Origin of the sequence: Alteriqipengyuania sp. (genome assembly GCF_964222115.1) — a bacterium.
GTDB lineage: Bacteria > Pseudomonadota > Alphaproteobacteria > Sphingomonadales > Sphingomonadaceae > Alteriqipengyuania.
This window is the reverse complement of the sequence record NZ_CAXQBM010000063.1, coordinates 1-26,291: the sequence shown is the minus strand read 5'-3', so window position 1 is coordinate 26,291 and position 26,291 is coordinate 1. Positions and strand designations below refer to the sequence as shown.

Annotated in this window: 31 protein-coding genes; 10 read left to right on the top strand and 21 right to left on the bottom strand. The window is 64.2% G+C overall.

Features of this window, described 5'->3' with window-relative positions; genetic code table 11:
- Positions 1-20: 20 nt before the first annotated feature.
- Complete coding sequence (locus tag ACEQXE_RS09575; protein ID WP_370178790.1) at positions 21-1,073, top strand: A/G-specific adenine glycosylase; 1,053 nt, start codon at positions 21-23, stop codon at positions 1,071-1,073.
- A gap of 7 nt (positions 1,074-1,080) precedes the next feature.
- Here the strand turns inward: ACEQXE_RS09575 and ACEQXE_RS09570 are convergent, their stop codons facing one another.
- Positions 1,081-1,302: a hypothetical protein gene (locus ACEQXE_RS09570; RefSeq protein WP_370178788.1), complete on the bottom strand. Its 222-nt coding sequence runs from the start codon at positions 1,300-1,302 to the stop codon at positions 1,081-1,083.
- Between the two features lie 157 nt (positions 1,303-1,459).
- Between ACEQXE_RS09570 and ACEQXE_RS09565 the strand changes: the two genes are divergently transcribed.
- The 4 genes from ACEQXE_RS09565 to ACEQXE_RS09550 are packed head-to-tail and all read left to right on the top strand — an operon-like array spanning position 1,460 to position 5,303.
- Complete coding sequence (locus ACEQXE_RS09565; protein ID WP_370178814.1) at positions 1,460-2,764, top strand: serine hydrolase domain-containing protein; 1,305 nt, start codon at positions 1,460-1,462, stop codon at positions 2,762-2,764.
- A gap of 1 nt (position 2,765) precedes the next feature.
- Positions 2,766-3,674: an NAD(+) diphosphatase gene (gene nudC, locus ACEQXE_RS09560; RefSeq protein ID WP_370178786.1), complete on the top strand. Its 909-nt coding sequence runs from the start codon at positions 2,766-2,768 to the stop codon at positions 3,672-3,674.
- Positions 3,671-4,351, top strand: a complete 681-nt coding sequence (locus ACEQXE_RS09555; RefSeq protein WP_370178784.1) for a DsbA family oxidoreductase — start codon at positions 3,671-3,673, stop codon at positions 4,349-4,351. The genes nudC and ACEQXE_RS09555 overlap by 4 nt, the downstream gene beginning before the upstream one ends.
- Positions 4,344-5,303, top strand: a complete 960-nt coding sequence (locus ACEQXE_RS09550) for a hypothetical protein (protein WP_370178782.1) — start codon at positions 4,344-4,346, stop codon at positions 5,301-5,303. Before ACEQXE_RS09555 ends, ACEQXE_RS09550 begins: the two co-directional genes overlap by 8 nt.
- 66 nt (positions 5,304-5,369) lie before the next feature.
- Here ACEQXE_RS09550 and ACEQXE_RS09545 read toward each other — a convergent pair whose 3' ends face one another.
- The 5 genes from ACEQXE_RS09545 to mgtE form a co-directional block, all read right to left on the bottom strand.
- Positions 5,370-5,714, bottom strand: coding sequence for a DUF4168 domain-containing protein (locus tag ACEQXE_RS09545; protein ID WP_370178779.1), 345 nt, complete (start codon positions 5,712-5,714; stop codon positions 5,370-5,372).
- Between the two features lie 144 nt (positions 5,715-5,858).
- The gene (locus tag ACEQXE_RS09540; protein ID WP_370178776.1) at positions 5,859-6,104 is read right to left on the bottom strand and encodes a hypothetical protein; all 246 of its coding nucleotides are present in this window, start codon (positions 6,102-6,104) and stop codon (positions 5,859-5,861) included.
- A 50-nt stretch (positions 6,105-6,154) separates the two neighbouring features.
- A complete protein-coding gene (locus tag ACEQXE_RS09535; RefSeq protein ID WP_370178773.1) occupies positions 6,155-6,544 on the bottom strand; it encodes a DUF1489 family protein in 390 nt (129 codons plus the stop codon).
- A gap of 68 nt (positions 6,545-6,612) precedes the next feature.
- Positions 6,613-7,158 carry a hypothetical protein gene (locus ACEQXE_RS09530; protein WP_372520158.1) on the bottom strand — a complete coding sequence of 182 codons (546 nt, stop codon included), beginning with the start codon at positions 7,156-7,158 and terminating at the stop codon, positions 6,613-6,615.
- Between the two features lie 54 nt (positions 7,159-7,212).
- A complete protein-coding gene (gene mgtE, locus ACEQXE_RS09525; protein ID WP_370178770.1) occupies positions 7,213-8,673 on the bottom strand; it encodes a magnesium transporter in 1,461 nt (486 codons plus the stop codon).
- Positions 8,674-8,789: 116 nt separating this feature from the next.
- Here mgtE and ACEQXE_RS09520 point away from each other — a divergent pair, with 116 nt between their 5' ends.
- Positions 8,790-9,251, top strand: coding sequence for a peptidylprolyl isomerase (locus ACEQXE_RS09520; RefSeq protein ID WP_370178767.1), 462 nt, complete (start codon positions 8,790-8,792; stop codon positions 9,249-9,251).
- A 79-nt stretch (positions 9,252-9,330) separates the two neighbouring features.
- On the opposite strand, the gene ACEQXE_RS09515 is transcribed toward ACEQXE_RS09520, so the two are convergent.
- The 5 genes from ACEQXE_RS09515 to ACEQXE_RS09495 all read right to left on the bottom strand — a co-directional run bounded on the left by ACEQXE_RS09515 (position 9,331) and on the right by ACEQXE_RS09495 (position 12,890).
- Entirely contained in the window at positions 9,331-9,813 is a 483-nt protein-coding gene (locus tag ACEQXE_RS09515; protein ID WP_370178764.1) for a hypothetical protein, read from the bottom strand.
- Positions 9,810-10,694 (bottom strand): LysR substrate-binding domain-containing protein, encoded by an 885-nt coding sequence (locus tag ACEQXE_RS09510; RefSeq protein ID WP_370178761.1) that lies wholly within the window; start codon positions 10,692-10,694, stop codon positions 9,810-9,812. Before ACEQXE_RS09510 ends, ACEQXE_RS09515 begins: the two co-directional genes overlap by 4 nt.
- A 90-nt stretch (positions 10,695-10,784) precedes the next feature.
- Positions 10,785-11,714 (bottom strand): hemolysin family protein, encoded by a 930-nt coding sequence (locus ACEQXE_RS09505; RefSeq protein WP_370178758.1) that lies wholly within the window; start codon positions 11,712-11,714, stop codon positions 10,785-10,787.
- Between the two features lie 24 nt (positions 11,715-11,738).
- Positions 11,739-12,233 carry an rRNA maturation RNase YbeY gene (gene ybeY, locus ACEQXE_RS09500; RefSeq protein ID WP_370178756.1) on the bottom strand — a complete coding sequence of 165 codons (495 nt, stop codon included), beginning with the start codon at positions 12,231-12,233 and terminating at the stop codon, positions 11,739-11,741.
- A gap of 231 nt (positions 12,234-12,464) precedes the next feature.
- Positions 12,465-12,890, bottom strand: coding sequence for a CVNH domain-containing protein (locus ACEQXE_RS09495; protein WP_370178754.1), 426 nt, complete (start codon positions 12,888-12,890; stop codon positions 12,465-12,467).
- A gap of 302 nt (positions 12,891-13,192) precedes the next feature.
- Between ACEQXE_RS09495 and ACEQXE_RS09490 the strand changes: the two genes are divergently transcribed.
- Positions 13,193-14,671 (top strand): sensor histidine kinase, encoded by a 1,479-nt coding sequence (locus tag ACEQXE_RS09490; protein ID WP_370178751.1) that lies wholly within the window; start codon positions 13,193-13,195, stop codon positions 14,669-14,671.
- A 15-nt stretch (positions 14,672-14,686) separates the two neighbouring features.
- Here the strand turns inward: ACEQXE_RS09490 and ACEQXE_RS09485 are convergent, their stop codons facing one another.
- Complete coding sequence (locus tag ACEQXE_RS09485; RefSeq protein ID WP_370178748.1) at positions 14,687-15,853, bottom strand: acyl-CoA dehydrogenase family protein; 1,167 nt, start codon at positions 15,851-15,853, stop codon at positions 14,687-14,689.
- Positions 15,854-16,156: 303 nt separating this feature from the next.
- Here ACEQXE_RS09485 and ACEQXE_RS09480 point away from each other — a divergent pair, with 303 nt between their 5' ends.
- A complete protein-coding gene (locus ACEQXE_RS09480; RefSeq protein ID WP_370178746.1) occupies positions 16,157-17,059 on the top strand; it encodes an OmpA family protein in 903 nt (300 codons plus the stop codon).
- Positions 17,060-17,194: 135 nt separating this feature from the next.
- Positions 17,195-18,652: a nucleoside hydrolase-like domain-containing protein gene (locus ACEQXE_RS09475; RefSeq protein ID WP_370178745.1), complete on the top strand. Its 1,458-nt coding sequence runs from the start codon at positions 17,195-17,197 to the stop codon at positions 18,650-18,652.
- Positions 18,653-18,694: 42 nt separating this feature from the next.
- On the opposite strand, the gene ACEQXE_RS09470 is transcribed toward ACEQXE_RS09475, so the two are convergent.
- Positions 18,695-19,039 (bottom strand): hypothetical protein, encoded by a 345-nt coding sequence (locus ACEQXE_RS09470; RefSeq protein ID WP_370178743.1) that lies wholly within the window; start codon positions 19,037-19,039, stop codon positions 18,695-18,697.
- Positions 19,036-20,079 carry a PhoH family protein gene (locus ACEQXE_RS09465; RefSeq protein WP_370178741.1) on the bottom strand — a complete coding sequence of 348 codons (1,044 nt, stop codon included), beginning with the start codon at positions 20,077-20,079 and terminating at the stop codon, positions 19,036-19,038. Before ACEQXE_RS09465 ends, ACEQXE_RS09470 begins: the two co-directional genes overlap by 4 nt.
- A gap of 249 nt (positions 20,080-20,328) precedes the next feature.
- Between ACEQXE_RS09465 and ACEQXE_RS09460 the strand changes: the two genes are divergently transcribed.
- Positions 20,329-20,910 (top strand): RcnB family protein, encoded by a 582-nt coding sequence (locus ACEQXE_RS09460; protein ID WP_370178740.1) that lies wholly within the window; start codon positions 20,329-20,331, stop codon positions 20,908-20,910.
- Between the two features lie 51 nt (positions 20,911-20,961).
- Here the strand turns inward: ACEQXE_RS09460 and miaB are convergent, their stop codons facing one another.
- From miaB to ACEQXE_RS09425, 7 genes are all read right to left on the bottom strand, one after another.
- Entirely contained in the window at positions 20,962-22,314 is a 1,353-nt protein-coding gene (miaB, locus tag ACEQXE_RS09455; RefSeq protein WP_370178739.1) for a tRNA (N6-isopentenyl adenosine(37)-C2)-methylthiotransferase MiaB, read from the bottom strand.
- Positions 22,315-22,349: 35 nt separating this feature from the next.
- Complete coding sequence (locus ACEQXE_RS09450; RefSeq protein WP_370178737.1) at positions 22,350-22,958, bottom strand: DUF1989 domain-containing protein; 609 nt, start codon at positions 22,956-22,958, stop codon at positions 22,350-22,352.
- Positions 22,955-23,653, bottom strand: a complete 699-nt coding sequence (gene gntA / locus ACEQXE_RS09445; RefSeq protein WP_370178812.1) for a guanitoxin biosynthesis heme-dependent pre-guanitoxin N-hydroxylase GntA — start codon at positions 23,651-23,653, stop codon at positions 22,955-22,957. The genes ACEQXE_RS09450 and gntA overlap by 4 nt, the downstream gene beginning before the upstream one ends.
- Before the next feature lie 42 nt (positions 23,654-23,695).
- Positions 23,696-24,616, bottom strand: a complete 921-nt coding sequence (locus tag ACEQXE_RS09440; RefSeq protein ID WP_370178736.1) for a lysophospholipid acyltransferase family protein — start codon at positions 24,614-24,616, stop codon at positions 23,696-23,698.
- On the bottom strand, positions 24,588-25,010 hold the full coding sequence (locus ACEQXE_RS09435; RefSeq protein WP_370178734.1) for a Fur family transcriptional regulator: 423 nt from the start codon (positions 25,008-25,010) through the stop codon (positions 24,588-24,590). The genes ACEQXE_RS09440 and ACEQXE_RS09435 overlap by 29 nt, the downstream gene beginning before the upstream one ends.
- A 98-nt stretch (positions 25,011-25,108) precedes the next feature.
- Positions 25,109-25,552, bottom strand: a complete 444-nt coding sequence (locus ACEQXE_RS09430; RefSeq protein ID WP_370178732.1) for a MucR family transcriptional regulator — start codon at positions 25,550-25,552, stop codon at positions 25,109-25,111.
- Between the two features lie 134 nt (positions 25,553-25,686).
- Complete coding sequence (locus ACEQXE_RS09425) at positions 25,687-26,154, bottom strand: GNAT family N-acetyltransferase (RefSeq protein ID WP_370178731.1); 468 nt, start codon at positions 26,152-26,154, stop codon at positions 25,687-25,689.
- Positions 26,155-26,291 lie beyond the last annotated feature (137 nt).

Sequence of the window (26,291 nt, the reverse complement as noted above, 5' to 3'; positions counted from 1 at the left end):
GACGATGCCATAGCGCGCGCGTGACCGCCACCCGCCCAGACCGACAGATCCCGGCAAAACTTCTCGCCTGGTACGACGATCACGCGCGTGCCCTGCCGTGGCGCGCGCTCCGCGGTGAGCCTGCGCCGGACCCGTACCGCGTCTGGCTGTCGGAAATCATGCTGCAACAGACCACGGTTGCGGCGGTCAAGCCTTATTTCGAGACGTTTACGTATCGTTGGCCGAATATCGAGACGCTTGCGTCTTCTAACGAGGCCGACGTGATGGCCGAGTGGGCCGGGCTTGGCTATTATTCGCGTGCGCGCAACCTGGTGAAGGCCGCGCGGTTGGTGGCCGAGCGTGGCGGATTCCCGGACACGGAGGAGGGTTTGCGTGCGCTGCCCGGCGTCGGCGCCTACACCGCAGCCGCCATCGCGGCGATAGCCTTCGGGCGGCGCGCGGTGGTGGTCGATGCCAATGTCGAGCGGGTGGTCGCGCGGCTGTTTGCGATTCGCGAGCCTTTGCCCGGCGCACGCAAGACTATCAGGACGGCGGCGGAGCGTATTACGCCGGATGAGCGGAGCGGCGACTTTGCGCAGGCGATGATGGACCTGGGTTCGCGGATCTGCACGCCGCGCGCGCCGAAATGCGATGCCTGCCCGCTTGCGGGGCCGTGCGCTGCGCGCGGCAACGATCCCGAGCGGCTGCCGGTGAAGGCACCGAAGAAGGCCAAGCCCGTACGGCAGGGCCGCGCCTTCTGGATCGAGCACGGAGGGAAGGTCTGGCTTGTGAAACGCCCGGGCACCGGAATGCTCGGCGGGATGCGCGCTTTGCCCGACGATGGCTGGTCGGCGGCGAACGATGGGTCCGGCGATGGGCCACTGAAGGGCGAATGGTCGGATGTTGGCACCGTGCGCCACACCTTCACTCATTTCACCATCGAACTGCGCGTGGTGCGCTATCGCGAGAACCCAAGTCTCGTCACCGGTGCAGGCGAATGGTGGCCTCTCGACCGGCTCGACGAGGCAGGTCTGCCGACCCTGTTTGCCAAGGCGGCAGCGCTGGCCAGAGCGGCGCCGGAGCGCCTGCTCTAACGCTGGATCAGAGGATGCCGCCGCCCAGGAACAGGCGGATGACCGACACGATCAGCACGATGATGCAGAACGTGCGTCCGCTGGTGCTCGACGACAGGAAGCCGAGGATCGCTCCGATCACGAGGAAGGGAAGCGCGAGCCAGTTCAGGATTCCGATGAAGGGAATCAAGCCAAGGATCACGATGACGAGGCCGACGAGTCCGAACAGCCAGGAAAAGATGTTGAGCATGTGTCTTATATGGCTAAGGCACCGGCCTCTGGCAAGATGGTAAATGAAAACCACAGGCGCGTCTTGCTGCGCAAACCGGCTCGTGAGACCAAATGCGCGATTGACCTGCGGTCGTCGGGGTTTAAGTTTTGCCTCAAAACGCATTCGGGAGAGCATGATGGCTTACGCAGATTTCACCGAAGGCGCGTTCTCGCGTCGTGGCATGCTAAAAGGCAGCGCGCTGGTCGCTGCGGGCGGCCTGTTTGCGGGTCATCCGATGGGCGCCGCTCTGCTGGCGCACGATGTCAGTGAAGACTGGCCCACGGTCGCTGCCGAAGTGAACAAGTACCTCGCCGAAAAGAAGGTCGCCAACATGTTCGTCACCCTCGGGTGGCGGCAGGAGGAGCACGCGCACACCATCGGGGGCGGTACACTGGCCATGGGCGGCAGCACCAAGGTAGACGAGGATTCGCTCTATCGCATCTATTCGATGACCAAGCCGGTCACCGGCATGATGACGATGCAGCTGGTCTCCGAAGGCAAGCTCGGGCTCGACCAGCCGCTGTCGGATATCCTGCCCGCCTTCGCGAACATGCAGGTGCAGAAGGAATATGACGGTGCGATCACCGACGACAATCTGGAGCCCGCGAAGAACCCGATCACGATCCGGCACCTTCTGACGCATACGGCCGGCCTCGGCTACAACATCGTCCAGCAAGGCGCGATCAAGGACGAATACGACCGACTCGGCCTTGTTCCGGGCCAGGTCAGCAGGATGCCGATCCCGGGCGTGCCGAACCCGGTGCCTGCCGAAAGCCTGAAGCTGTTTGCCGACCGGCTCGCCACGGTTCCGCTGGTCCACCAGCCGGGCACCAGATGGTCGTACTCGGTCGCCATGGACCTGCTCGGCCGCGTGATCGAAGTGGTCGAGGGCAAACCGTTCGATACCGTTTTGCAGGAACGGATTTTCGGTCCTGCAGGGATGACCAGCACCTACTTCACCGTTCCGAAGAGCGAGGTGGGGCGCCTGACAACCAATTATGCGGTCTTCAACGGGCAGATCTTCCCGATCGACCCCGCCGCATCCTCGATCTATCTCGACAAGCCCGCCTTCCCCTATGGCGGGGCGGGCCTCGTCTCCAGCCCTTACGATTACGACCGCTTCCTGCGCATGCTGCTGGGCATGGGCGAGATCGACGGTACGCGCGTGCTGAGCGAAGCGGCGGTGCGCGTCGGCACGTCCAACCTGCTGCCCAGCACGGTCGACCTTACCGGCAGCTGGATCGAGGGAGAGGGCTTCGGCGCCGGTGGCCGCGTGAAGGACAATGCGTTCGGCTGGGGCGGCGCTGCCGGCACGGCGGCCTTCGTCGACTTCAAGCACAAGCTGCGCGCGCAATTGTTCACCCAGTACATGCCGAGCGAAGCCTATCCGATTCAGGGTTCCTTCCCGGACTATGTGCGCAAGGACCTGGCCGCCGCATAAGATGGCTGAGCTTCGCAAGGCGTCAATCGCCTTTTCCGGTTCTCCGCTGGACCGCGCGGATAACCTGCGCGCCGATCCTGATGCGCTCTCTGCGCGGATGGACTGGAAGGCGCGCCTGCTGCTGCTCGACGGGCTGACGCCCGCGCTCGACAGCGCAGGAATGCTGGTGTGGGGCACGCTGGCGGATGCGCCGGACAACGCGGAACTGGTGTTCCTCGGGCTCGACCGGTCGGATGGCGGAGAAAAAGCGTGCTTCGCTTGCGTCCCGCCCGAAGGCGATGCACGCCCGCGCATGGCGAACCCGGATTTGTGGGCGATCATGACCAGCCTCGCGCCGGACCAGCTGGCGCTGTACGGCGGCGCACGCAGCCTGGTGGATTGGCACGCGCGGCATCGCTTCTGCGCGCAGTGCGGCCACTCGACCAGACCGGCCAAGGGCGGCTGGCAAAGATCCTGCGAGAATTGCGGTGCCGAACACTTCCCGCGCACCGACCCGGTCACTATCATGCTGGTCGAGCATGGCCAAGGAGACGATCGCAGGCTGTTGCTCGGTCGCGGGCTCGGCTGGCCCGAGGGTGCCTTCTCGGCCCTCGCAGGCTTCGTCGAGCCGGGCGAGACAATCGAGGAAGGCGTCGCGCGCGAAGTGCTGGAGGAAACCGGCGTTGTGGTGCGCGACGTGCACTATATCCTCAGCCAACCATGGCCATTCCCCAGCCAGCTGATGATCGGGTGTGTCGGCACGGCGCAGGGCACGGAGATTACGCTGGACGAGACCGAACTGGTCGAAGCGCGCTGGTTCACGATGGAAGAGGTGCAGGCCTCGCTCGATTGCACCCCCGATGCGCCGATGCGCTGCCCGCCGCCGCACACCATCGCGCATCACCTGTTCCAGTGGTGGGTCGCGCAATGACGCGGCTCGAGATCGACATCTGGTCCGACGTGATGTGCCCGTGGTGCCTCGTCGGCTGGGGCAACCTGCGCCAGGCGCTCGACGCATTGCAAGGCGAGATCGAGGCGGAAGTCCGCTGGCATGCCTTCGAGCTCAACCCCGATATGCCGGAGCAGGGCGAGGAGCGGACCGCGCATATCGCGCGCAAGTATGGCCGCACGCTGGAGCAGTCGCGCGGGGTGCAGGACCAGATGCGCGAAGCGGCTCAAGCTGCGGGCGTCTCGCTCGACTATGAAGGTTCCGAACCTGCACCAGAGGCGATGATGTGGAACACGCTCGCCGCGCACAAACTGCTCACATGGGTGCGGGAAGAGTGCGGCGCCGAAAAGCAGACCGAGCTCAAGCTCGCGCTGTTCGCGGCGCACTTCAACCACCGCCGCCGGATCGGCGAGCATGGGGTGCTGCTCGATATTGTCGAGGAAGTCGGGCTGGATCGCGCGGACGCACAGGCTGCGCTTGTCAGTGAGGAACTGGCTGCCAAGGTGCGTGCCGAGGAACGCGCCGCGTATGAAATGAACATCTCCGGCGTGCCCGCCATGGTGGTGGCGGGCAAGTTCCTGATCCCCGGCGCGCAACCGCCCGAGGCCTACATCAATGCGCTGCGCCGCGTGGCGGAGAAGCTGGCGGATCATGCATAGGATCGCGATAGCCCTGATCTTCTGGCTCGCCATCCTTGCCACGCCCGCAGCCGCCAAAGACCCGCGCAATTTCATCTATACCGGCGCGGGCGAATTGCAGGCCAGAATCGACCTGCTCGACCGGCCAGATATCGAAGGCGCGCAGGTCGTCTACACCTGGCGGATGCTCGAACCCGAGAAGGGCGAGTACGATTTCAGTGCGATCGAGGCCGATCTCGCGCTCACCAATGCGCGTGGGAAAGACCTGTTCGCGCAGATCCAGGACCGCTTTTTCCTCCCGACCGCGCGGCACGTGCCGCAATATATCCTCGACGATCCCGAATATGACGGCGGGCTCGCGCGGCAGTACGACAATCCGGGCGAGGGCGAGCCGGTGGGGCAGGGGTGGACCGCGATGCACTGGAACCCGGCGGTTCGTGCGCGCTTCCAGGCCTTGCTGGCAGCCTTGGGCGAGCGGTTCGACGGGCGGATTCTCGGCGTGAACCTGCCCGAAAGCTCGTTCGATCCGCTGGCGCAGGACGGGGACGAGAACGGCTTCACCTGCGATGCCTATTTCGACGCCCTGCTCGACAATATGCGCGCGGCCCGCGCGGCATTTGGCGAGACCCACGTGGTGCAGTACCTCAACTTCTGGCCCTGCGAGTGGGATAACGACCATCGCTATATGGAGCGCGCATTCGCGTTGGCGGTGGAGCAGGGGATCGGCGCGGGCGGGCCCGATATCGTGCCGCACCGGCGCGCGCAGATGAAGAACAGCTACCCCTTCTTCAACCGGCACAAGGACGATCTGCCGCTGATCGCGATGGCGATCCAGGAACCGACGCTGACTTACACAAACCCAGAGACGGGCGCGAAATTCACCCGCGAAGAATTCGTCGCCTTCGCGCGCGATTACCTGGGGGTCGACATCATCTTCTGGAGCGTCGAGGCGCCCTGGCTGGCGGCGGAATAGGCGCTGCATACAAAAAACCCCGCTCCGATCTCTCGGGGCGGGGCTTTGTGTCTCGCAAGTTGGCGATCAGCCCTGCGCTTGCTCCGCGCGCAGCCGTTCGACGGTCTGATTGACGCGAGCCTGCAGCTTTTCGTTGGTCTGCAACGCGGCGCCAATCCTGTTGAAGCGCTGGGGCGAGAGTTGCGCATCCGACAGCACCTTCAGGGAGGCCTGCTCCTTCGCGGATTTGTCCATTTCTTCGTCGCGCTGGATCTGGCCGATCACCGATGCGGCGATCACGAAGTTCTGCAGTTCGGCGTCGGATACCGGGGCCATCTGCGTGGCCGCGGGTGCGTCGGCCTGCTGGGCCACGACAGGCTGGGCCAGCGCGGCGAGCGAGGTGGCTGCGATGGCAGCATATGCGAGTTTCATGGGTAACTCCCGTTCGTGTGGATCGATACGGGCGCGCACGTCATGACGACCCGCTGCGCCTTCAATGATAGCGCGGCAGGCCGTGAATGAGTTTGGATGAGTGGGGCGCGGCCAAGGTGACGGGCGCCCCATCCGGTCGGGCAATCAGGCTTGGTTGCCGCTCTTGATCGCGCGCATGGTCTTTTCGCCCTTGCGTGCGTCCTGTTCGGGGTTGTCCGAACCGACGGTCGGCTCCCGATTGTCCGGGTCGGTCGCCCGGTTGAGATCGGCGCGGGCCCCGACGCGGGTGTTCACATCGCCACCGGCAGAGCCCTGCTGGTCGGGCGTATCCTCGTCGGTGATCCGGTCGATCAGGTCGTTGTCGGAGTGAGGGGATTGGCGTTCGGGCATGAATTTTCTCCTTTCCCTCTCAATGGGTCAGGAGGGGAAGACGTTCCGATTCAGATCAGCCCGAGGCGCTGCAGCTTCGTGGCGAGCTTGCCGGGGATCACGTCGCCCACTTCCTCGCCCTCGGCCAGGTCGCGCGGGGGCTCTCCCTTGAGGTAGCGCCAGCCTTGGTGCGCGCGCTTCGGCTGCGGATAGACCGGGATCAGTCGCGGTTCGAGGTCGATCGACCAGCGCCCGTCCTTGGTTTGCGTGAAGCCGAGGATTTCGCTGCGCGCGACCATATTGTGCTGGTGAATCCAGAACAGCGACCCGCCGATGCACTCCTCCCACCGTGTGGGGCGATAGCGCGTGGTGAGGTTGGGGCTGCGCCGGTTCGCGTACCAGCTTTCGAGGTCGGCATAGGACTGCGCGCCGAACGCGATCTTGGTCAGGTTGAGCGGCATGGGGGTGAGGTAGGGGCGAGCTGGTGTTGGGGCAAGCTGACTACGCCAAAGACGGTCGCAGTCTGTCTTCAGTTCGGGGCGTCTTGGTGATCCGGGTAATCCTGTTCATACCGACCTTGGGGCGAGGGATCACCGGGATAGTTTTCGATTCTACCGTCGGGGTGTATTTTGAACCACCCACCTCCGTTCGCTCCGTCTCCCGATGCGTTCACTTGGTAGACCACGTCTCGCTTGAGCGGTTTCGCTTTCACGTATCCGAGGTTGTCAGCACTGGGGCCAATCAGCCTCTTCCCATATATTATCGGGAACAGGTTTTCGCAGGATCTGGTGTCCTTCACATCCCACCAGTAAGCGCCCCCGTTCTCGACCAAGCCCACTTGATCGCCTGGCTCTGGCTCTGCCTTCGGTTCTCCATGGTCGGCTGTGACATGAATACCAAAGGCGCAGTCCGGCTGATAGCGTGAAGCGGGGTCGATCACGAACGCAAGTTGGCCATCTATCGAAACCGCGAGTATCTCGTAGACGTAACTGCAGCTGCCGAGAAGAGGCAGAAAGAGCAGCGCGAGAAGACTTTTTGAACGAGGCAGCACGTCCCTTATTAACTGCCAACTCATAAGTTGGCAAAGAGGGGTCGTAGGCCGACTGCCTTCTTACAGCCGAACTGGCCCTCACCCCACCAATCCGCTCGCGACCGCGAGGCCGAGGAACGCGAAGAAGCCCATCGAGTCGGTCACCATCGTCACGAACACGGAGGACGCCACCGCAGGGTCCTGCTTCGCGCGTTCGAACAGCACCGGCACCAGCACGCCCGCCAACCCCGCCGTCACGACGTTTATGACCATGGCGAGCGCGATCACCGCGCCCAGCAGCTGGTCGAACACCAGCGCGGTCGCGATGCCGACCAGCACGGCGATGGTGACGCCGTTGAGGATCGCGACCCGCGTTTCGCGCCACAGGATCTTGCCCGTATTGGCCTTGGTCAGCTGGTTGGTCGCGATCGCGCGCACGGTCACCGCCATGGTCTGCGTGCCCGCATTGCCGCCGATGCTGGCGACGATCGGCATGAGGATGGCAAGCGCCACCAGCTGCTCGATCGCCGCACCGAAAGCGGCGATAATCAGTGACGCGACCAGCGCGGTGCCGAGATTCGCGACCAGCCAGCGCACGCGCGCCGCGTAAGCTTCGCGGATCGGCTCGTTGATGTCGCCATCGCCCGCACCCGAGAGCAGCAGTGCGTCCTCGCCCGCTTCCTCGGAGATGATGTGGACCACGTCGTCGACCGTCATCTGGCCGACCAGCCGCCCGCTCTCGTCCACCACGGCAGCGGAGATCAGCGCGTATTTCTGGAACATCAGCGCGACCTCTTCCTGGTCCATCGCCACCGGGATCAGCGTCTGGTCGCGCTTCATCACGTCGGCCAGCGCGATCTTACGCGGGGTGGTGAGAATCCAGCTCAGGGAACAGGTGCCTACGGGCTTGTGCGCCTCGTCCACCACGAACACTTCGAAGAAATCGCCCAGCAGCGTGCCGTGTTCGCGCAGGTAATCGATCAGCCCACCCACCGTCAGGTGTTCGGGCACCGCCACGAAGTCGCGGCTCATCAGGCGGCCGGCGGTCTCTTCGGGGTAGGACAGCGCGCTTTCGATGGCCGCGCGGTCTTCGGCCTCCATCTCGGCAAGGATCGCTTCGCGCTCGTCCTCGTCGAGATCCTCGATCATCTGGACCGCGTCGTCGGTCTCCAGCTGCTCGGCTATCAGGGCGACCGCTTCGGCGGGCATCCCTTCCATCATCTCCTCGCGGACCCAGTCGTTCAGCTCGGCAACGACCTCGCCTGTCATCAGGTCGCTGATCGCCAGCGTCAGCCCGGCGCGCTCGTCATTGTCGAGCAGTTCGAGCAGGTCGGCCACGTCGGCGGGGTGGAGCGGTTCGACCAGCTCGTAGACCTCGCCCTTGCGGTCTTCTTCCAGCGCCAGCCTAACACTGCGGACATATTCGGGCTTGAGGCGGTTTTCCTCGTCGTGGCGCGCATCGTCCACGCGATCATCCGGGCGCCCGCCTTCATGGGCGCCATCCTCTTGCAGCGGCGCCTGCGGGTCGATCACATCGTCGAGGGGGGATTGGGCGCTCATCGCCGCCAGCGCTTAAGCGGATGACCTGCAAAAGCAAGCCGAACGGGCAGCCGGGTGGTGACAGCGCGCCCCATCGCCGCTAGCCGGTCGGGCAAGACTTACCAAGGAGAATACCAATGGCGGACAAGCTGACCTTCACCCTCGATACCGGAGATGGCGAAAACAAGGATGTCGTCATCAAGCTGCGCCCCGATCTCGCGCCCGGCCATGTCGAGCGGATTACCGAGCTTGCCGGCGAAGGTTTCTACGATGGCGTCGTGTTCCACCGCGTGATCCCCGGCTTCATGGCGCAGGGCGGCGACCCGACCGGTACCGGCATGGGCGGCAGCGACAAGCCCGACCTGAAGGCGGAGTTCAACAGCGAGCCGCACACGCGCGGCACCTGCTCGATGGCGCGGACCCAGATCCCCGACAGCGCGAACAGCCAGTTCTTCATCTGCTTCGACGATGCCGAATTCCTCGACGGGCAGTACACCGTATGGGGCCAGGTCGAGAGCGGGATGGAGCACATCGACGCGCTGCCCAAGGGCGAGCCGCCCGCAAGCCCGGGCAAGATCGTGAAGGCGAGCGTTTCGTAACTTGACTATTTACCGCTCGTGCTGAGCTTGTCGAAGCACCGTCTTTCCTTTGAAGCAAAAGGACGACCCTTCGACAGGCTCAGGGTGAGCGGACTTCCTTGCCCTTACCGTCCCAGGGCGCGTTGCCCTTTTCGTCGAGCGGCGCATGGACCGCCGCGTTATAGCGCGCGAGCATACGCTGTTGCTCCGCATTCTGGGCGAGATGCAGGATATGGCAGCGTTCGAAAACCGTCACGGGGTGACCCGCACAATGATGTGCGAACCACATTGCTTCTTCTAGTGGCTCGTTTTCGTGCCACGTCGTCATGACGAACTCTTCATCCGGCACGTCCTGAAAGTCGAATTTTTCGAGCACCGCCATATCCACACAGTCATGCCAAATGGTGCAATCGACTCCCCAAGCGCAGAAGTAGAAGCACCCGGTCGCGATCATGTGATCGGCCAATTCGTTGCGCCACTCAGGCTCAACTCCCTGTTCTGCGACAAGCAGCAGTAGATAGGGTTCGGGCCCCAGATCCGGCATCGGACCGCCGGGGCGGACCCAGATGTATTCGGGCGTCACAGCCCCGCCTTCACCAGCCAGTCGTGGAACATGCGGACCGGGCGTTCTTCCAGCGCGCCCGGCTTGCAGATGAACCAGTAGCTGTAGGGGCTGTCGACCTCGATATCGTAGAGCTCTGTCAGGCGCGGGTCGGCGGCGCGGCGCAGGTGATCGTCGTGCATGATCGCGATGCCTAGCCCCTGCGCTGCCGCTTCGAGGATCAGCTGGCCCGAATCGTACTGGTCGATTGCCGCCGGTTCGAACGCGTCGAGCCCCAGCGCCGCCTTCCATGCGGTGAAGCTTTCGGGCAGTTCATTGTGGATCAGGAAGGTCTGCCGGGAGAGCACATCGACATCCGGTGTCGAGCCGATCGTGGCGGCCAGATCGCGGTTTGCGATCGCATGCACCTTGTTCTCGTCCAGCCGCACGGCGTGAAGGCCGCTGGCGGGCCCGCGCGTCAGCACGATGGCGGCGTCCAGCGTGTCGCCCACCCGGTCTTCCAGGTGCGGGCCGGTATCGATGTCGATATGCAGGATCGGATGCAGCTGGCGCAATTCCGCCAGCCGGGGGAATAGCCGCTGGCTACCGAACAGCGGCAGCACGCCGAGGTGCAGCCGCAATAGCGAGGTGTTTTCGGACTGTCCTTCCACCGCGCGGGCCAGCGCCTCGAAATGCGGCAGGACCGCCTCGTGGAACGCCGCGCCTTCGTCGGTCAGCTGCATCGCCTGCCGCGCCCGGGTGAACAGCTTCTTGCCGGTGAATTCCTCCAAGGTCGCGATCCGGCGGCTAAGCGCCGAAGGGCTGAGGCTGAGCTGGTTGGCCGCCGCGCGCGCCGAGCCGAGGCGCACGGTGTGCATGAAGGCTTCGAGCGAGCGGAGCGGGGGGAGGCGACGATTGGCCATTATTCGGCGACCTTACAAAATGACGCGCCGCACAAAAGCCCAAAAATGGCCCATACCGTTACGGGACGGACCATTACGGGATTGGCGCAATCAGCCCTCCTCGCTGCCCTCTTCCTCATGCGCATGCAGGCGCACGCGCTTCACATGCGTTTCGTCCCCCTCGATCACCTCGATAGTCCAGCCGTTGGGGTGCTCCACGCTGGTGCCCACCTGCGGCACCTGTTCGGCAAGGATGAAGGTGAGCCCGCCCATCGTGTCGACCGATTCCTCGACCTCGGCCAGCGCCGGGTCGATCCGCTTGGCGATATCGTCCAGCTCGGCGCGCGCGTCGATTTCCCACACGCCTTCGCCCAGCGACCGGATCCATTCCTCGGGCGCGTCGTCGTGCTCGTCCTCGATCTCGCCGACGATCTCCTCGACCAGGTCCTCGATGGTGATGATCCCGTCGGTGCCCGAAAACTCGTCGACCACGATGGCGAGGTGGATGCGTCTGGCCCGCATGTCGGCCAGCACATCCAGCGCGCCCCGGCTCTGCGGCACGTAGAGCGGCTGGCGCATCAGTGTGGTCCAGTCCGCGGGCGGCGGCTTCCCGTTGGTGAGGTAGGGGAAGACATCCTTGATGTGGATCATGCCGATCACATCGTCGAGCTGTTCGCGATAGACCGGCAGGCGCGAATGGCCATGTTCGGAGAACACGGCGAGCAGTTCTTCCCACGAAGCGCCGGCCTCCACCGCTACGATCGCGCCGCGCGGGATCGCCACATCGTCGGCATCGTGTTCGCTGAAATGCAGGAGGTTGCGCACCATCTCGCGCTCCTCGCGCGACAGGTCGCCTTCGCCGGGCTCATCGCCGCTCGCGGCTTCGTCGCCCTCGTGCTCGTTGATCTTCTCCTCGATCTCGCGCCGCAAGCTGCGCTCGCCGCTGTTCTGATCGAAGAACCTGCGCATCGCGAGCCACAGCCCGCGTCTACTGTCCGCCTCTCCTGCGTTGGAGGACCGGTCGCTATCGGTGTCGGGCATGGCCCTGGAATGCTCTCCTGTGTTTCAAGCGTCACCATATGGGTCGGGCAGGCCCAGATTCGCAAGCGCCTTCACCTCCAGCGCCTCCATTTCCTGTGCATCGCGGGGCGAGATTTCATGATCGAGCCCTGCGAGATGGAGCAGGCCATGCACCACGAGGTGGGTCGCATGGGCTTCCAGCGGGATGCCCTTTTCCGCCGCTTCGCGCGCGCAGGTCTCGTACGCGAGCGCTATATCCCCGAGCAGCACGGGCGGGCCATCTTGCGCGATTTCGAGCAGTTCGTCGCGCCCCAGCATGGGGAAGGAGAGCACGTTGGTGGGCTTGTCCTTCTCCCGCCAGTCGCGGTTGAGTTCGTGGACTTCGGCATCCGTGGTGAACAGGATGCTCGCCTCCAGGCGCGGATTGGCCAGCGAAGCCTCGACCGAGGCTACGGCCTCTGCCGCGCGACTGGCGAGCGTTTCCCAATCGCCGTTCCCTGCCGGTTCCGGCCAGCCATCGACTTCGATTTCAAGCTGCACGGAGCGGCCCTGGCACTGCGGGCCTGACACAGCTGACACAGTGTCCAAAGGCAGAAAACGGGGCGCGGGCAGGGCCCCGGTTCGACACGATTCGGCAAGGCGCATGGCGGGCAATCATCGCCCCAGCCTAGCGCAGCAGTGCCAGCGTAGGAAAGCGCGTTCGCTGCCGGTCGATGGCAATCGGCAGGATGACGGACGGGCGCCCGACGCCGGGTCACCCGCCCACGGGCATTATTCGCCGTCGTATTTCAGCACGCCGTTGTAGTTGCCGATATTCTCGATCACCAGCGAGGTCGGCCGCTTGAAAACGCCGCGCAAGTCCTTGCAGCGTGCCGAGAGGGTTGCCGTAGCCGGATCGAATGTGACCGCCACGCAGCTTCTGGCGAACGTTCCGTCATTGTCGGCGGGCTGGTAGGTGAGCACTCCGTCGACGTTCTCGATATATTTGAGGCGGATCGAGGCGGGAACCATCTGGCCGGTCATCGTGCCGCAATTCGCCTTGATCGTTGCGCCGTCACTGAGGCTCGACGAGATGGTAATGTCCGAGCATGTCTGGATGAAACTTGCCGGACCGGCCTGTGCGGGCGCGGCGCCGAAGGTGCTACCCAGCCCGATGGCCGCGCCGAGACCCACGGTTGTTACGAGTATGCGCTTCATCACGTTCTCCTTCACGAGTGCCGTGGCAAGGCCTGTGCTTGCGCGCTCCGCAGGCCCGGGGATGCGATCCCTAGCACCCCCGAACCCTCGCGAGAGCGACCCCTCCCGACCATCGGCACGCTTGAAGTGCATGCCGCAGCCCGATCGGGCAACTGGCAGACCTACCAGTGGCCGCAGGGAAGTGCGTGCCTGTGTTTCACGGATTGCTCCCCACGGCCGATCGACGCATTTGTTTGATAAGACTGGCGCAAGTGGTAATATCGTCCGACTGCCGTCGTAGAACTCTTGCCGGAAAGCCGCCCTTGGACATCGATTTCCCGGAACTGATCGAGTTCTCCCCCAATCCTTACGTTCTCATGGACAGGGACCTGCGGCTTGTCTGGATGAACCGGGCGTATCTGGCAGTCACCATGCGCGCGCACGATGAAATCGTCGGGCGCACAATGTTCGAGGCATTTCCCAGCGACCCGGAATCCGAAAGCTTCCGCCTGCTCGACCAGTCTCTGCGCAATGTGCTGGAGACCGGGGAAGTCGATGAAATCGCGGTCATCCGCTACGATATCGCGCGGCCCGACGGATCGATGGAGGTGCGGTACTGGAGCGCCACGCACACCCCGCTCAAGGATGCCGACGGTCGCTTGCGCTTCATCCTGCAGCACACTGTGGACGTGACCGAACTGCACCGGCTGCGCCAGCTGCGCGACGAGGTGGGCCTGGTGAAGCGGGCCGAGCGCGTGCAGGCGCGCAACCGCGATCTCGCGCGCGAAAGCCAGCGCCTGGTCGACTTTTTCCAGCAGGCACCCGGCTTCGTCGCGGTGCTGGGCGGCCCCGACCATGAGTTCCAGATGGCAAATGCGGCTTACATGGACTTGATCGGGCGCGACGATGTGATCGGGCAAACCGTGGCAGAGGCTCTTCCCGAAGTCGTAGGGCAGGGCTTCGTCGAGATTCTCGACCGGGTGTACCGCACGGGCGAGCCCTACCTCGGGCAGCGCGAGCCGGTCATGCTCGAAAGCGGAGACGATCCGGGTGCCACCCGCCGGGTGCTGAACTTCATATTCCAGCCGATTTTCGACGAGGATGACACGGTGACCGGCATCATCGTGCAGGGCTACGATGTGACCGACCAGTTCGAATACGAACAGCGGCAGGCCTTGCTGATCAACGAACTGAACCACCGGGTAAAGAATACGCTCGCCGTGGTGCAGAGCCTGGCGCAGCAGACTTTCCGCGACGTGCCGGATTCGCAAGCCGCGATGGCAACCTACAAGGCGCGCCTGCATGCACTGGCGACCGCGCATGGGATGCTGACCGAATCCAGCTGGCGCCCCGCCAGCGTGCAGGAGATCGTGCAGCTGACCGTGGGCGCTGCCTTCGGGGAAACCGACGGGCGGCTGGTGCTGCGCGGGCCGGACTTCCTCCTCGATCCCGAAGTGGCGCTGGCGCTGACGATGATCGTGCACGAGCTGGCGACCAATGCGATCAAGTATGGCGCGCTGTCGAACGATACGGGGCAGGTGCTGGTGGAATGGTCGATCGATGCGGGCGAGGAGTGCGATGTCCTGTCATTCGGCTGGCGCGAGAGCGGCGGGCCGGAGGTTTCCCCTCCGCAGCGGCAGGGCTTCGGCACGAGGCTGATTCGCAGCGGCATCACCTCGAAGCGCGGGACGAAGGTCGACCTGTCGTACGAACCCGCCGGGGTGGAATGCGACCTCGAGGTGTCGCTGGAATGCGGCGCACGCCGCGGCGGCGGGATCAGCTCCCCCGCGGTGCCGGGATAAGGGCCTGCGCCACGATCAAAACGACCTTGGCATCCCCAGTACATGCTCGCCGACATAGCTCAGGATCAGGTTCGAACTGATCGGGGCGACCTGGTACAGCCGCGTCTCGCGGAACTTGCGCTCCACATCGTACTCCGCTGCGAAGCCGAACCCGCCGAAGGTCTGCATGCAGGTATTGGCGGCCTTCCATGAGCTTTCGGCGGCGAGGTGCTTGGCCATGTTCGCTTCCGCCCCGCACGCCTCGCCCGCGTCGAACAGGCGGCATGCCTCATAGCGCATCAGGTCCGCCGCGCGCACTTCCATATAGGCTTGTGCGATGGGGAACTGGACGCCCTGGTTCTGGCCGATGGGCCGGTCGAACACGACGCGCTCGCTGCCATATTCGGCCGCCTTCTCGACGAACCAGTAGCCATCGCCGATGCACTCCGCCGCGATCAGTGCGCGTTCGGCGTTCAGCCCGTCGAGGATGTAGCGGAAGCCCTTGCCTTCCTCCCCGATCAGGCTGCTCGCGGGCAGTTCGAGCCCGTCGAAGAACACCTCGTTGGTCTCGTGGTTGACCATGTTGCGGATCGGGCGGATTTCCATGCCCTTGCCGATGGCCGCGCGCAGGTCGACGAGGAAGATCGAGAGCCCGTCGGACTTGCGCTGCACCTCGTCGCGCGGGGTGGTGCGGGCGAGCAGGATCATCAGGTCCGAATGCTGGATGCGGCTGATCCACACCTTCTGCCCTTCGACCACGTAGGTATCGCCTGTGCGCACGGCGCGCGTCTTCAGGTCGGTGGTGTTGGTGCCGGTGCCGGGCTCTGTCACCGCCATGCTCTGCAGCCGCAGCGCGCCGCTGGCGATTTGCGGGAGGTACTGCGCCTTCTGCTCCGCGCTGCCGTGCCGCAGCAGCGTGTTCATATTATACATCTGCCCGTGGCACGCGCCCGAATTGCCGCCCGCCCGGTTGATCTCTTCCATGATGATCGACGCTTGCGTGAGGTTCAGCCCCGCGCCGCCGAACTCCTCGGGGATCAGCGCGGCCATCCAGCCTTCCTTCGTCAGCGCCTCGACGAATTCCTCCGGGTATTCGCGCGCATCGTCTTTCTCGCGAAAATAGGCGTCGCCGAACCCGCGCACGAGGGCGCGCACAGCGTCGCGGATTTCGGGATGGTCGTTGCGTGCGGCGGGGATGGGCAATGCGGCGTCCTGCGTGGTTGGATCCCTGCCTTAGCGGCAATCGCGCACGCATCAAATGCGCTCCGCCCGTCCCTTCCAGCGAACGCGCCATCGCGAAATCGCGATATGGCGGAACGGTTTTGCGGGGCAGGGCATTGGCTTCACTCGTCACACAGACGTGCCGCGTGAGCGTTCGTCACACCAAACAGATCAGGGGCATAAAGCGGGGGCTTTTATGCGCCGGTTCCTCGAAAAGAGGCGCTGGCGGGTGGGTTGCGTGTCCGGTTGCCGGGCGCGCGAGCCAAGAGAAATGGAGTTGCCACTATGAAGACTGTCACCAACCCGACCAAGGCCGCCATCCTGTGCGGTATCGCCGCGATTGTCATGCCGACCAGCCTTTCGGCGCAGCAGCAATGGGCGGATACCAAGGCCAGCGCCGGCGCCGATACCACTCTGACCGTCACCGCGAATGTCCCGGCGGATATTTCCGGCCTGCCCGAGGGGCCGGAGATCGACGGGTTCATCTCCGCACGCAAGGGCGACCGGATACAGGTGACCACGGCGGATGGAACCCGCACCATGGTCCTCGTCAGCGAAGGGACCGAGATCAAGGCGCGCGGCGGCTTCCTGGGGCTTGGGCGGACCTCGCTTGCCGACGACCAGCTGTTCAACGGTGTGCCCGTGTCTGTCGATACCGTGCAGTGGGACCAGGGCCTGATCGCATCGAAAATCAGCATGAAGAACAGCGACCTGAAGACCGCTGCGATGATCCAGCGCGGGACCGAGCAGGGCTTTGCCGAACAGACCGCCGCGACCGAGGCGCTGCGCGGGCGCGTGGCCGATATCGACAATTACAACGTGAAGGGCACCACCAACGTCTATTTCGACACCGGCGAATATGCGCTGTCGGGCGAGGCCCAGGCGCAGCTGTGCGGTGCCGCGGCGCAGGCCGACCAGACCGAGAACGCGCTGCTGCTGGTCGTAGGCTACACCGATTCGACCGGTAGCTACGAGATCAACCAGGAGCTGAGCGAGAAGCGCGCCGAGCGTGTGGTGAACTACCTGCAGCAGCAGTGCGGCTGGAAGCCGTATCGCATGCTGACTCCGACCGGCATGGCACAGGCCGACCCGGTAGCGGATAACAGCACCGATTACGGCAAACAGCAGAACCGCCGCGTGGCGGTGAACATCCTCGTCAGCAAGGCTGTCGACGGGATGGGCGGCTAAGCCCGATGATGCCGGGGGCGGGCTGCGAGGTCCGCCCCTTATCAATTCGCCTATGCCGATCCCATGCGCTGCTTGACCTGACGCCAGCACTCGTCAAACATCGAGCTTGGGTCGGAGCGTCATAGGGAGCCACGCATGAAATCGGGTCTGGTATGGGCGCTTACGCTGCTGGTTTGCGCCTCGCCCGTCTCTGCGGCGCAGCCTGTAACCACCTCCCCCGAAACCTCCACTGGCAAGACCCGTCTCTTCGTCCTGACCGATATCGAGGCGGACCCCGACGATACGCAATCGCTTATCCGCCTCCTGCTTTACGCCAACGAGATCGATATCGAGGGGCTCGTCGCGACAACCTCGGTTCACAAAAAGAGCGCACCCGCGCCTGCATCGATCCGATACGTCATCGAGAACTACGCGAAGGTCCGTGACAATCTGATCCAGCACGATCCCGCATATCCTTCAGCCGATACGCTCGCTGGATTGGTGGACGCAGGACAGCCCATCTACGGAATGGCCGGTGTCGGTGAGGGCAAAGACAGCGCGGGATCCCAAGCTCTGATCGCAGCCCTCGAACGGCCCGACCCACGACCGCTTTGGGTCACCGCATGGGGAGGGCCGAACACGCTTGCCCAAGCGCTTCACACTATCCGCGCGACCCGCTCGCCTCAGGATGCGGACCGTCTGATCTCGAAGCTCCGGGTCTATACGATATCGGATCAGGACGACAGCGGCCCATGGATGCGCGAGCAGTTTCCCGGGCTGTTCTATATCGTCAGTCCCGGAGGATACGGCGCGGCAACCTGGACCGGGATGAGCGCCGTGGTCGCTAACTTCGACAACACGACGATCTCCAATACCTGGATCGCGGACAACATCCAGCAAGGTCACGGCCCATTTGGTGCTGCATACCCGGATGTTGCCTATGGGATGGAAGGCGATATTCCTTCTTTTCTGGGCCTGATCCCCAACGGCCTGAATGCCCCCGACCGGCCCGACTGGGGCGGCTGGGGAGGGCGATATGCATTGCGCACTCCGGCGAGGGAGGAAACCGATCCCGACGGGTTTACGGGAGGCGTGCCTGTTCCACCCGAAACCAGACCCATCTGGACCAACTCGGATGACCGCGTGACGCCTTTTCGCAAGAGCGACTTCGGCGTCGCAATCGCGCCGATGGACCGGAGTTACTCTGGCTTTCGGGAGACGATTTGGCGCTGGCGCAACGACTTTCAGAACGACTTCGCAGCGCGAATGGACTGGACGGTGCGGGGCCCTGCCGAAGCCAATCACCCGCCCCAGGTGCGCGTTGTAACCCCCGCGCGGATAAAGGTGCGCAGCGGGCAGCATGTCGGCCTCAACGCCTTCGGCACTACCGATCCCGACGGCGACAGCCTCAGTTATCAGTGGTTCGAATATCCCGAAGCAGGCACCTGTCCGGCCACTGCAACCTTTTCGGGCGCGGACAATCTCTACGAGCGGGGTTTTACCGCTCCCGAGGTGGACCGCAAATGCGAGTTACATTTCATCCTGCGGGTGACCGACAAGGGCTCACCGCCATTGACCCGTTACGCGCGGGTTGTCGCCACGGTTAGTCCATGATGGGAGGATGGACGTCGATAATGGTGAGAGTCCTTTCTCATTTCACCGCATCGGCACGATAAGCGGATTGAACTCGCCTTGCTCGGCGGTGCGATCCGCAATGACAGTGAAGCCCTCACCGCACATCCGCTCCTTGCCGGTTTCATCCGCGAGGATTTGCGGAATGATAGCGAGACGGATGGCTTTACGGTCTTCAAAATATTCAAATGTGTAGCATTTCTCACCCGAGAAATATGCCGATCTGGCAATCTGAATCGAAGCGATTTGCAACACGCGGTTCTTCAGGTCGACGTCATACGGCTTGTCCTGCACCGTGACGCAACCGGTCATTCCCAACAGGTAGCAGGTGGCAACGAGACTTCGGAACGAGCCTCGGCGAACTGTCACTCCCCCGTCCCCTCGTACGCGTCGACGATGCGGCCCACGATCGGGTGGCGCACCACGTCGGCGCTGGTGAAGCGGATCGTGCCGAAGCCTTCGACGCCTTCCAGCTTGTCGACCGCATCGGCCAGCCCGCTCATCCGGTCGCCGCCGGGGATGTCGACCTGCCGCGGATCGCCCGCGATCACCATTCGGCTGTTCTGGCCGAAACGGGTGAGGAACATCTTCATCTGTTCGCGCGTGGTGTTCTGCGCCTCGTCGAGGATCACGAAAGCGTCGGCCAGCGTACGCCCGCGCATGAAGGCGATGGGCGCGATTTCGATTACCCCGCTGGCGATGTGCCGCTCCACCTGTTCGGGCGGCATGCAATCGTACAGCGCGTCGTAGAGGGGGCGCAGGAAGGGATCGACCTTGTCCTTCATGTCGCCGGGCAGGAATCCGATCTTCTCGCCCGCTTCCACCGCCGGTCGGCTGAGGATCAGGCGCTGCACGCTGCCGCTGGTCAACTGCGCGACCGCCTGTGCGACCGCTAGGTAAGTCTTGCCTGTACCCGCCGGGCCGAGCGCGAAGATGATATCGTCGCGGCTGAGCGAGCGCATGTAGTGCGCCTGCACCGCGCTGCGCGGAACGATGGTCTTGCGCCGCGTGCGGATCATGATCGGCGGCGCGCCATCCTCGCCCGCCTTGCGCCCCTTGATGATCCCGTCCAGCGTGGGCTCGTTGGTCATTGCGATGATTGCCTCGATCGCGCCTTCGTCGAGGTCCTGCCCCAGTGCCAGCTTGTCGTACATCGACTGCAGCACGTCTCGCGCGCGGGCGACCGAATCCTCGGGACCTTCGATCACCACCTTGTCGCCGCGTGCGGAGATGAACACCGACAGGCGGTTCTCCACCTGCACCAGGTTGGCGTCAAACTGGCCGAACAGCGGCACCAGCAGCGACTGGTTCTCGAAATTCATTTCGGCCTGTGCGCGACGAACCTCGCGCGAAGGGTGCGGTGGCGGGGAAAGCCGGGGCTCTCCGGCGCGGGATGGTCTGCGGCCCATGCGTCTCCTGCGGATAAGGGGCTTGATTGCGAGTCGCGAGTTTAGGCTGCCCCCCGGGGGAGGCAAGCGCGCGCGCCCGGTCGCGGTGGAAAGTCACGCGCCTGTCACGCAGGCGCCACCCGTAGGCCAGCTGATACACGCTGCGACAAAAATCTTGCGAAGATGAACAGGCACGCGCGCCATCCGTTCAGGTTGGCGGGAATATTTATGAACACATGCCCGCTGATGGGCGTTCAAGGAGTGACCGGAATGCGTAAACTTGTAATCATGGCAGTGGCCGCTGGCCTCGTCCTGCCCGCTACTGCCAATGCCCAGCGTGGCCCCGACGACAATCGCAACGCGCGTTCGCAAGGACAGGTGCAACCCACCGCGCAGCAGCGCGCAACAAGCCCTGAATGGAACGCGCGCCTTGCCGCTCGCGAAGCGTATCAACAGCAGCAGCGGCAGGAAGCCCGCCGCGAAGCCCGCGATGACCGGCGCGAAGACCGCCGCGATGCCCGGCAGGATCGGCGCGAGGATCGCCGCGACTACCGGCAGGACCGCCGCCAGAACTACCGCGACTGGCAGGCCTATCGCCAGGCCGATCGCAATGCCTTCCGCCGGGGTGCCTATGTCGCGCCGCGCGGCCACCGCTATCGTGCGGTGCGGGTCGGCGCCCGCCTGAGCACGAACCTGTTCTGGGGTTCGCGCTACTGGATCAACGCGCGCGACTATTACCTGCCGCAGCCGCGCTACGGCTATCAGCGCTACATTCGCTACGGCAACGACGTGCTGCTGGTCGACACCCGCAATGGCCGCGTGCTGCAGGTATACAGCCGCTTCTTCTGGTGATCCCTGCCGGATGATCGGCGATGCGAAGCGCCTGGCCTCTCGAAAGAGGGGTCAGGCGTTTTCGTATCGGCGTTCGTGCGCGGAGACAGGTTCGCCGCGCAGCGAGTTCGGGCCTGCATCGGCCAGCGTAGCCTGTACCAGATCGCCGATTGCGATATCCTCGCCTTCGAAAAACACCGATTGCAGCCAAGGCGATTTGCCTAGCCACTGGCCGGGCAGCTTGCCCTTGCGCTCGACCAGCACCTCGCAGGTCTTGCCCACGCTGGCGGTGTTGAATGCGTGCTGGTCCCGGTTGAGACGGTCCTGCAGCCGGGCGAGGCGATCCTTCATCACCTCTGCAGCGACCTGCCCGTCCATGCTGGCTGCGGGCGTGCCGGGACGGGGCGAGTACTTGAAGCTGAACGCCTGCGCATAACGCACTTCGTCGACCAGCTTGAGCGTATCTTCGAACTCGGCCTCGGTCTCGCCCGGGAAGCCGACGATGAAATCGCCTGAGAGCGCCAGGTCGGGCCGTGCTTCGCGGAAGCGTTCGAGCAGGCGCAGGTAGCTCTCGACCGTGTGGCTACGGTTCATCGCTTTCAGCACGCGATCATTGCCCGCCTGCACCGGCAGGTGGAGGAAGGGCATCAGCTTCTCGACCTCGCCATGTGCGGCGATGATCTCTTCGTCCATGTCCGCCGGATGGCTGGTGGTGTAGCGGATGCGCGCGAGGCCATCGATCTTGGCAAGCTCGCGGACCAGCCCGGCGAGCCCGGTGCGGTGGCCCTTTGCATCCTCTCCGCTCCATGCGGATACGTTCTGGCCGAGCAGTGTGATCTCGCGCGCGCCGCCTTCGACCAGGCGCTGCGCTTCGGCGACCAACTCGGCGAAAGGCCGGCTGATCTCCGCTCCGCGCGTATAGGGCACAACGCAATAGGTGCAGAACTTGTCGCACCCTTCCTGGATGGTGAGGAAGGCCGCCGGGGGTGCGGTGCGGCGCTGCGGGAGGCCTGCGAACTTCGCCTCGGCGGCAAGGTCCATTTCCGTCGTGCGCTGGCCCTTCGTGGCGCGTTCGAGCATCGCGGGCAGGTTCTGGTAGGCCTGCGGGCCGACCACCATCGAGACCGCCGGGGCGCGGGCCATGATTTCCTCGCCCTCAGCCTGTGCAACGCAGCCTGCGACTGCGATCAGCGGCGATGAGCCATCCTCGCGCCGCAAACGGCCGATGTCGGAGTAAACCTTCTCGGTCGCCTTCTCGCGGATATGGCAGGTGTTGAGCACCACCAGGTCCGCCTCCTCGCCCTCGGGCGCGGGCGCAATGCCCTGCTGGCTGAGCAGCTCGCCCATACGCTCGCCATCATAGACGTTCATCTGGCAGCCGAAGCTCTTGACCCGATAGGTCTTGGGAGGAGTCGTGGGTTTCATGAAGAGCGCGCGTCTAATTCATTGCGCGCTGCGGTTCAATCTCCGGCGGGCACGTCGCCCTCGATCCGGTAATGGATCGGCTTGAAGCTACCGCCATTGGAGGCATAGGCCGAGCACGCAGTGAGCCCGATCACCAGGTCCATATGCGCGCGGAAGCGGATCGACTCGCCCGGCTGGCTGGCGGGCGGGTCGACCGACAGCTTGCCCGAGCCGCCATCGACCGGCACGTTCATGAAGACGTTGAAGGCGGTCGGGATCGCATCGCGCTCGATCCCGTAGGGCGCCAGCGCCTCGGCCAGGTTGCCAAAGCAGCCACGGTGCACCGGCTTGTCCGGGTAGAAATGCCGGAAGGTATCTTCGCTGCACGGGGTCAGCAGATAATCGTGCTGGCCCAGCGTATCCTCCTCGATCTCCAGCATCACGTTCGATCGGTTGGACCAAAGTTTGTTGCCGGTGGAGAGGTGGATCGTCTCCTCGTAATCGAAGGTGCGCCCGTTCGACATGACTTCGCGCACGTCGCCGCGCGCATAGGCGACCATGTCGGACACCTGCGTGCCCTGCGGATCGATCACGGTGAAGGCCTGGCCCGCCTCGACGACGAAGGCGGTGCCGCTGCGGGGCGGGATTTCGATGGTCTGGCTCACAGCAAGCTCGCGAAGGCGTGATCTTTCGACGGGCCCCTGCTGAACGGACACGCCCAATCCTCGTCCACCGCGCGCCCGCTATATTGCCGTGCCTCGCTGCTCTCCCCATGGCGCGCGAGCATCGGGTTGATGTCGCCGGCAAGCGCCAGGTCGCGATCGAGAATGCGTTCCCGCATGCGCTCGTACACACCGCTCTCCCGCAACCATTCGAACTGTTCGTGCAGGTTGAACACCAGCGATGGTTTGGGGAAACGACGCGCTGGGCGAGAGGCATTGGGATGCAGGCCGACCACGAAAAACGCCTGCCCGCCGAAACTGAGCGAGAAGTCCGGTTCGGACGGATCGCTGCTCACGCTCGGATCGGGACGCTGTGCCAGCCACACGTCCTTGTCCGACAGTGACTGGATGCGCTCCCACATCGCGGCCTCGAACTGTTTTTCGTCGAGGTCGAGGGGCCCATCGAAGATGACCACCATGCTGCGGAGTTCACGCGGGGGAAGGTCGCGCTTCGCCCATGCCATCAGCGCTTCGTGGATCTTGAGGTCGTTCCACGCGCTGGTCAGGTCGCGCGCGAGCACGAACTCCATATTGCCCTTCGCCAGCGTCGACTTCGCGCCGACGCAGGGGAAAGACGGGCTCTCAATAATGTTTTGAAATTGTTCGACCCTCTGGTCGATATCGAGGCAATTTTCCATGTCGGGGCAAACCGACGTGGGCTTCGGCAAGTTCCCGACCCATCAAATGCTAGTGTCTGCCACGGGCGGCAGCTTCGCCTTGCTATAGCGGATCGGTGCAACGTCGTGGTCGAAGGGCCGCAAGCCGTGGCCCATCTCGCGTTCCAGCGTCTCGACAATCCGCGCGCGCGCTTCCGCCGCGATCGCCTTGCGCCCGCGATATGCTTCCGGGCTGAACGGTTCGAGGAAGTGCACGCCCAGCGGGAAGGTGCCCTTGCGCGCCATCACGCGCTTGTAATTGTTGAGCCCGCCTTCCTCGCCGATCCAGCCGATCCATTCGGCCACCGCACCGTAATCGAGCACCACCGGCTGCACCAGCACGCCCGGCGGGGGCGGCTCCAGCACGCTGAGCATGGAGGATTTGAACGGCAGCAGCGAATGCCCGTCGGTCGTGGTGCCTTCGGGGAAGACGGTGACCGACCAGTTGTCCATCAGCGCCTCGCGCAGCGCGTTGATCTGCGCGGCGACGCCCAGCCGGTCCTCGCGCTGGACGAACACCGTGCGGTTGAGGCTGGCGAGCCACCCCACCAGCGGCGAGGCCTTGAGTTCGGCCTTGGCGACGAAGGCGGTGCCGCTCGCCCCTGCCAGCGTCAGGATATCGACCCAGCTGACATGGTTCGCGATGAAGAACACGTCGCGGCGCAGCGGCACGCCGTGGCGTTTAACCCGCGCGCCCACCACCCACGCGGCATAGCCGAGGAACCACTTGGGGAAGGGCGAGCCGTAGGAAATGACGCGATAAACATGGTGCAGCGGAACCGCGACCAGCAGCCCGAGCGCGAGCATGAGCGTGCGCGTCCACAACCGCACCCAGCCCATGAAGGAGACCGGCGTCTTCTCGCCGCGCGCGGCGGCCTGCCGCTTCGCCCATTCCGGTCCGAATTCCGGTGTCTTGTCAGCCATCGCGTTCGAGGCGGACGCCATAAAGCTCCATCCGGTGATCGACGAGCCGATAGCCGAGTTTCTCCGCAATCTGCTTCTGCAGCGCCTCAAGCTCGGGGTCGACGAATTCGACCACCTTGCCGCTTTCGACATCGATCAGGTGGTCGTGGTGTGATTCCGGCGCGGGCTCGTAACGGGATCGCCCGTCGCCAAAATCGTGCCGGTCGAGCACGCCAGCCTCTTCGAAGAGGCGAACCGTGCGATACACCGTGGCGATGGAGATGCCCGGATCGATCTTCGACGCCCGTTCGTGCAATTGCTCGACATCGGGATGATCGTCGCTGTTCGACAGCACGCGGGCGATGACCTTGCGCTGCTCGGTGATGCGCAGGCCCTTGTCGGCACACAATTGTTCGAGATCGATTTGTTGGGGCACGCGTGATTCCTCAAGCTTTCGCTCGGGCATAGGACGGGTGCGCGGCCCGCTCAAGCCTCACCGGTCGGCCTTTCACAGCCGACCGGCAGGCAGGGGAGTTACGCGTCGGTCTTTTTGCGACGACCGCGGCGCTGGCCAGGGGCGCGGCCAAGGCCGATCTTCTTCGCCAGTTCGCGGCGCTTTTCGGCGTAGTTGGGCGCAACCATCGGGTAATCGCTTGGCAGGTTCCACCGCTCGCGATATTCCTCGGGGCTCATGTCGTAATTGGTGCGCAGGTAGCGCTTGAGCATCTTCAGCTTCTTCCCGTCCTCGAGGCACACGAGGTAGTCGGGCTTGATCGATGCACGAATCGAGACGGCGGGTTCGGGGCGCTCTTCTTCCTGCGCCTGGCCCGACGAGAGGCCCGAAAGTGCCGAATACACATTATTGATCAGCACCGGAACGTCGTCGAGTTCGGCCGCATTATTGGCCACGTATGCTTCGACGATGTTGGACGTGAACGCGATAAGCGTCTGCGTCATTTCGATATCTTGGTCTTCCATCAATTTCCTCTAGAGTTTTTATATGCGCGCTTCGGGGGGATTAGAGCGGCATACGCATATTTCCTTGTAGCAAAGACTTGGAAATTGCAATGCGTTGCGGCCTTGTTGCAGGCGAATATTGCTGAATAAAATCTTTAAGAAGGGTCTATCTCGAGCGCGAAGGTAATGGCGTCCATCCGTGCCCCGTCGGCGATAGAATAATAGTTCCGGCGTCGCCCGATCGGGCTGAACCCGTGCGCTTCGTACAGCGAGCGGGCAGGGTTGTTCTCCCGCATTTCGAGGAACAGCTTTTCGGCCCTGCGCAAACGCGCATTCGCGGCGAGGATCGCCAGCAGCCTGGTCCCGATCCCGCGCCGGCGAAGCGCCGGTTCGACCGCGATGAGCAGGATTTCTTCCTCGCCCGGTGCCGCGCGCACGATGGCAAAGCCGATGGCGTCCGCCGGATCGAGCGGGGCATGGCCAGCCGCATCGACCAGCGTGGCGTGTGTGTTCGCCAGCTGAAGGGCGGAGGCAATTTGCGAACGGGTCCATGCCTCGCCCCATTGCGGGTCGAAGGCGGCGTCCATGATCCGCATGATCGCGTCGAGCGCGGCGTCGTTCATCGGCCCGTGATTCACCGGCTGGTGCTCATCGGTTGCGCATCGGGCCCGCGGCCATAGATGGGCGAAGTGTCGGCGGCGAAAGTGCCCTCGGCCAGCAGTTGGGTATGGCGGGCATCGGGTAGCAAGTCGATCGCGCG

Coding starts and splice junctions, on each gene's coding strand:
- ACEQXE_RS09570 (WP_370178788.1), bottom strand. CDS start 1,302: ATGCTCAACATCTTTTCCTGGCTGTTCGGACTCGTCGGCCTCGTCATC.
- ACEQXE_RS09565 (WP_370178814.1), top strand. CDS start 1,460: ATGGCTTACGCAGATTTCACCGAAGGCGCGTTCTCGCGTCGTGGCATG.
- nudC (WP_370178786.1), top strand. CDS start 2,766: ATGGCTGAGCTTCGCAAGGCGTCAATCGCCTTTTCCGGTTCTCCGCTG.
- ACEQXE_RS09555 (WP_370178784.1), top strand. CDS start 3,671: ATGACGCGGCTCGAGATCGACATCTGGTCCGACGTGATGTGCCCGTGG.
- ACEQXE_RS09550 (WP_370178782.1), top strand. CDS start 4,344: ATGCATAGGATCGCGATAGCCCTGATCTTCTGGCTCGCCATCCTTGCC.
- ACEQXE_RS09545 (WP_370178779.1), bottom strand. CDS start 5,714: ATGAAACTCGCATATGCTGCCATCGCAGCCACCTCGCTCGCCGCGCTG.
- ACEQXE_RS09540 (WP_370178776.1), bottom strand. CDS start 6,104: ATGCCCGAACGCCAATCCCCTCACTCCGACAACGACCTGATCGACCGG.
- ACEQXE_RS09535 (WP_370178773.1), bottom strand. CDS start 6,544: ATGCCGCTCAACCTGACCAAGATCGCGTTCGGCGCGCAGTCCTATGCC.
- ACEQXE_RS09530 (WP_372520158.1), bottom strand. CDS start 7,158: ATGAGTTGGCAGTTAATAAGGGACGTGCTGCCTCGTTCAAAAAGTCTT.
- mgtE (WP_370178770.1), bottom strand. CDS start 8,673: ATGAGCGCCCAATCCCCCCTCGACGATGTGATCGACCCGCAGGCGCCG.
- ACEQXE_RS09520 (WP_370178767.1), top strand. CDS start 8,790: ATGGCGGACAAGCTGACCTTCACCCTCGATACCGGAGATGGCGAAAAC.
- ACEQXE_RS09510 (WP_370178761.1), bottom strand. CDS start 10,694: ATGGCCAATCGTCGCCTCCCCCCGCTCCGCTCGCTCGAAGCCTTCATG.
- ACEQXE_RS09505 (WP_370178758.1), bottom strand. CDS start 11,714: ATGCCCGACACCGATAGCGACCGGTCCTCCAACGCAGGAGAGGCGGAC.
- ACEQXE_RS09495 (WP_370178754.1), bottom strand. CDS start 12,890: ATGAAGCGCATACTCGTAACAACCGTGGGTCTCGGCGCGGCCATCGGG.
- ACEQXE_RS09480 (WP_370178746.1), top strand. CDS start 16,157: ATGAAGACTGTCACCAACCCGACCAAGGCCGCCATCCTGTGCGGTATC.
- ACEQXE_RS09475 (WP_370178745.1), top strand. CDS start 17,195: ATGAAATCGGGTCTGGTATGGGCGCTTACGCTGCTGGTTTGCGCCTCG.
- ACEQXE_RS09465 (WP_370178741.1), bottom strand. CDS start 20,079: ATGGGCCGCAGACCATCCCGCGCCGGAGAGCCCCGGCTTTCCCCGCCA.
- ACEQXE_RS09460 (WP_370178740.1), top strand. CDS start 20,329: ATGCGTAAACTTGTAATCATGGCAGTGGCCGCTGGCCTCGTCCTGCCC.
- miaB (WP_370178739.1), bottom strand. CDS start 22,314: ATGAAACCCACGACTCCTCCCAAGACCTATCGGGTCAAGAGCTTCGGC.
- gntA (WP_370178812.1), bottom strand. CDS start 23,653: ATGGAAAATTGCCTCGATATCGACCAGAGGGTCGAACAATTTCAAAAC.
- ACEQXE_RS09440 (WP_370178736.1), bottom strand. CDS start 24,616: ATGGCGTCCGCCTCGAACGCGATGGCTGACAAGACACCGGAATTCGGA.
- ACEQXE_RS09430 (WP_370178732.1), bottom strand. CDS start 25,552: ATGGAAGACCAAGATATCGAAATGACGCAGACGCTTATCGCGTTCACG.
- ACEQXE_RS09425 (WP_370178731.1), bottom strand. CDS start 26,154: ATGAACGACGCCGCGCTCGACGCGATCATGCGGATCATGGACGCCGCC.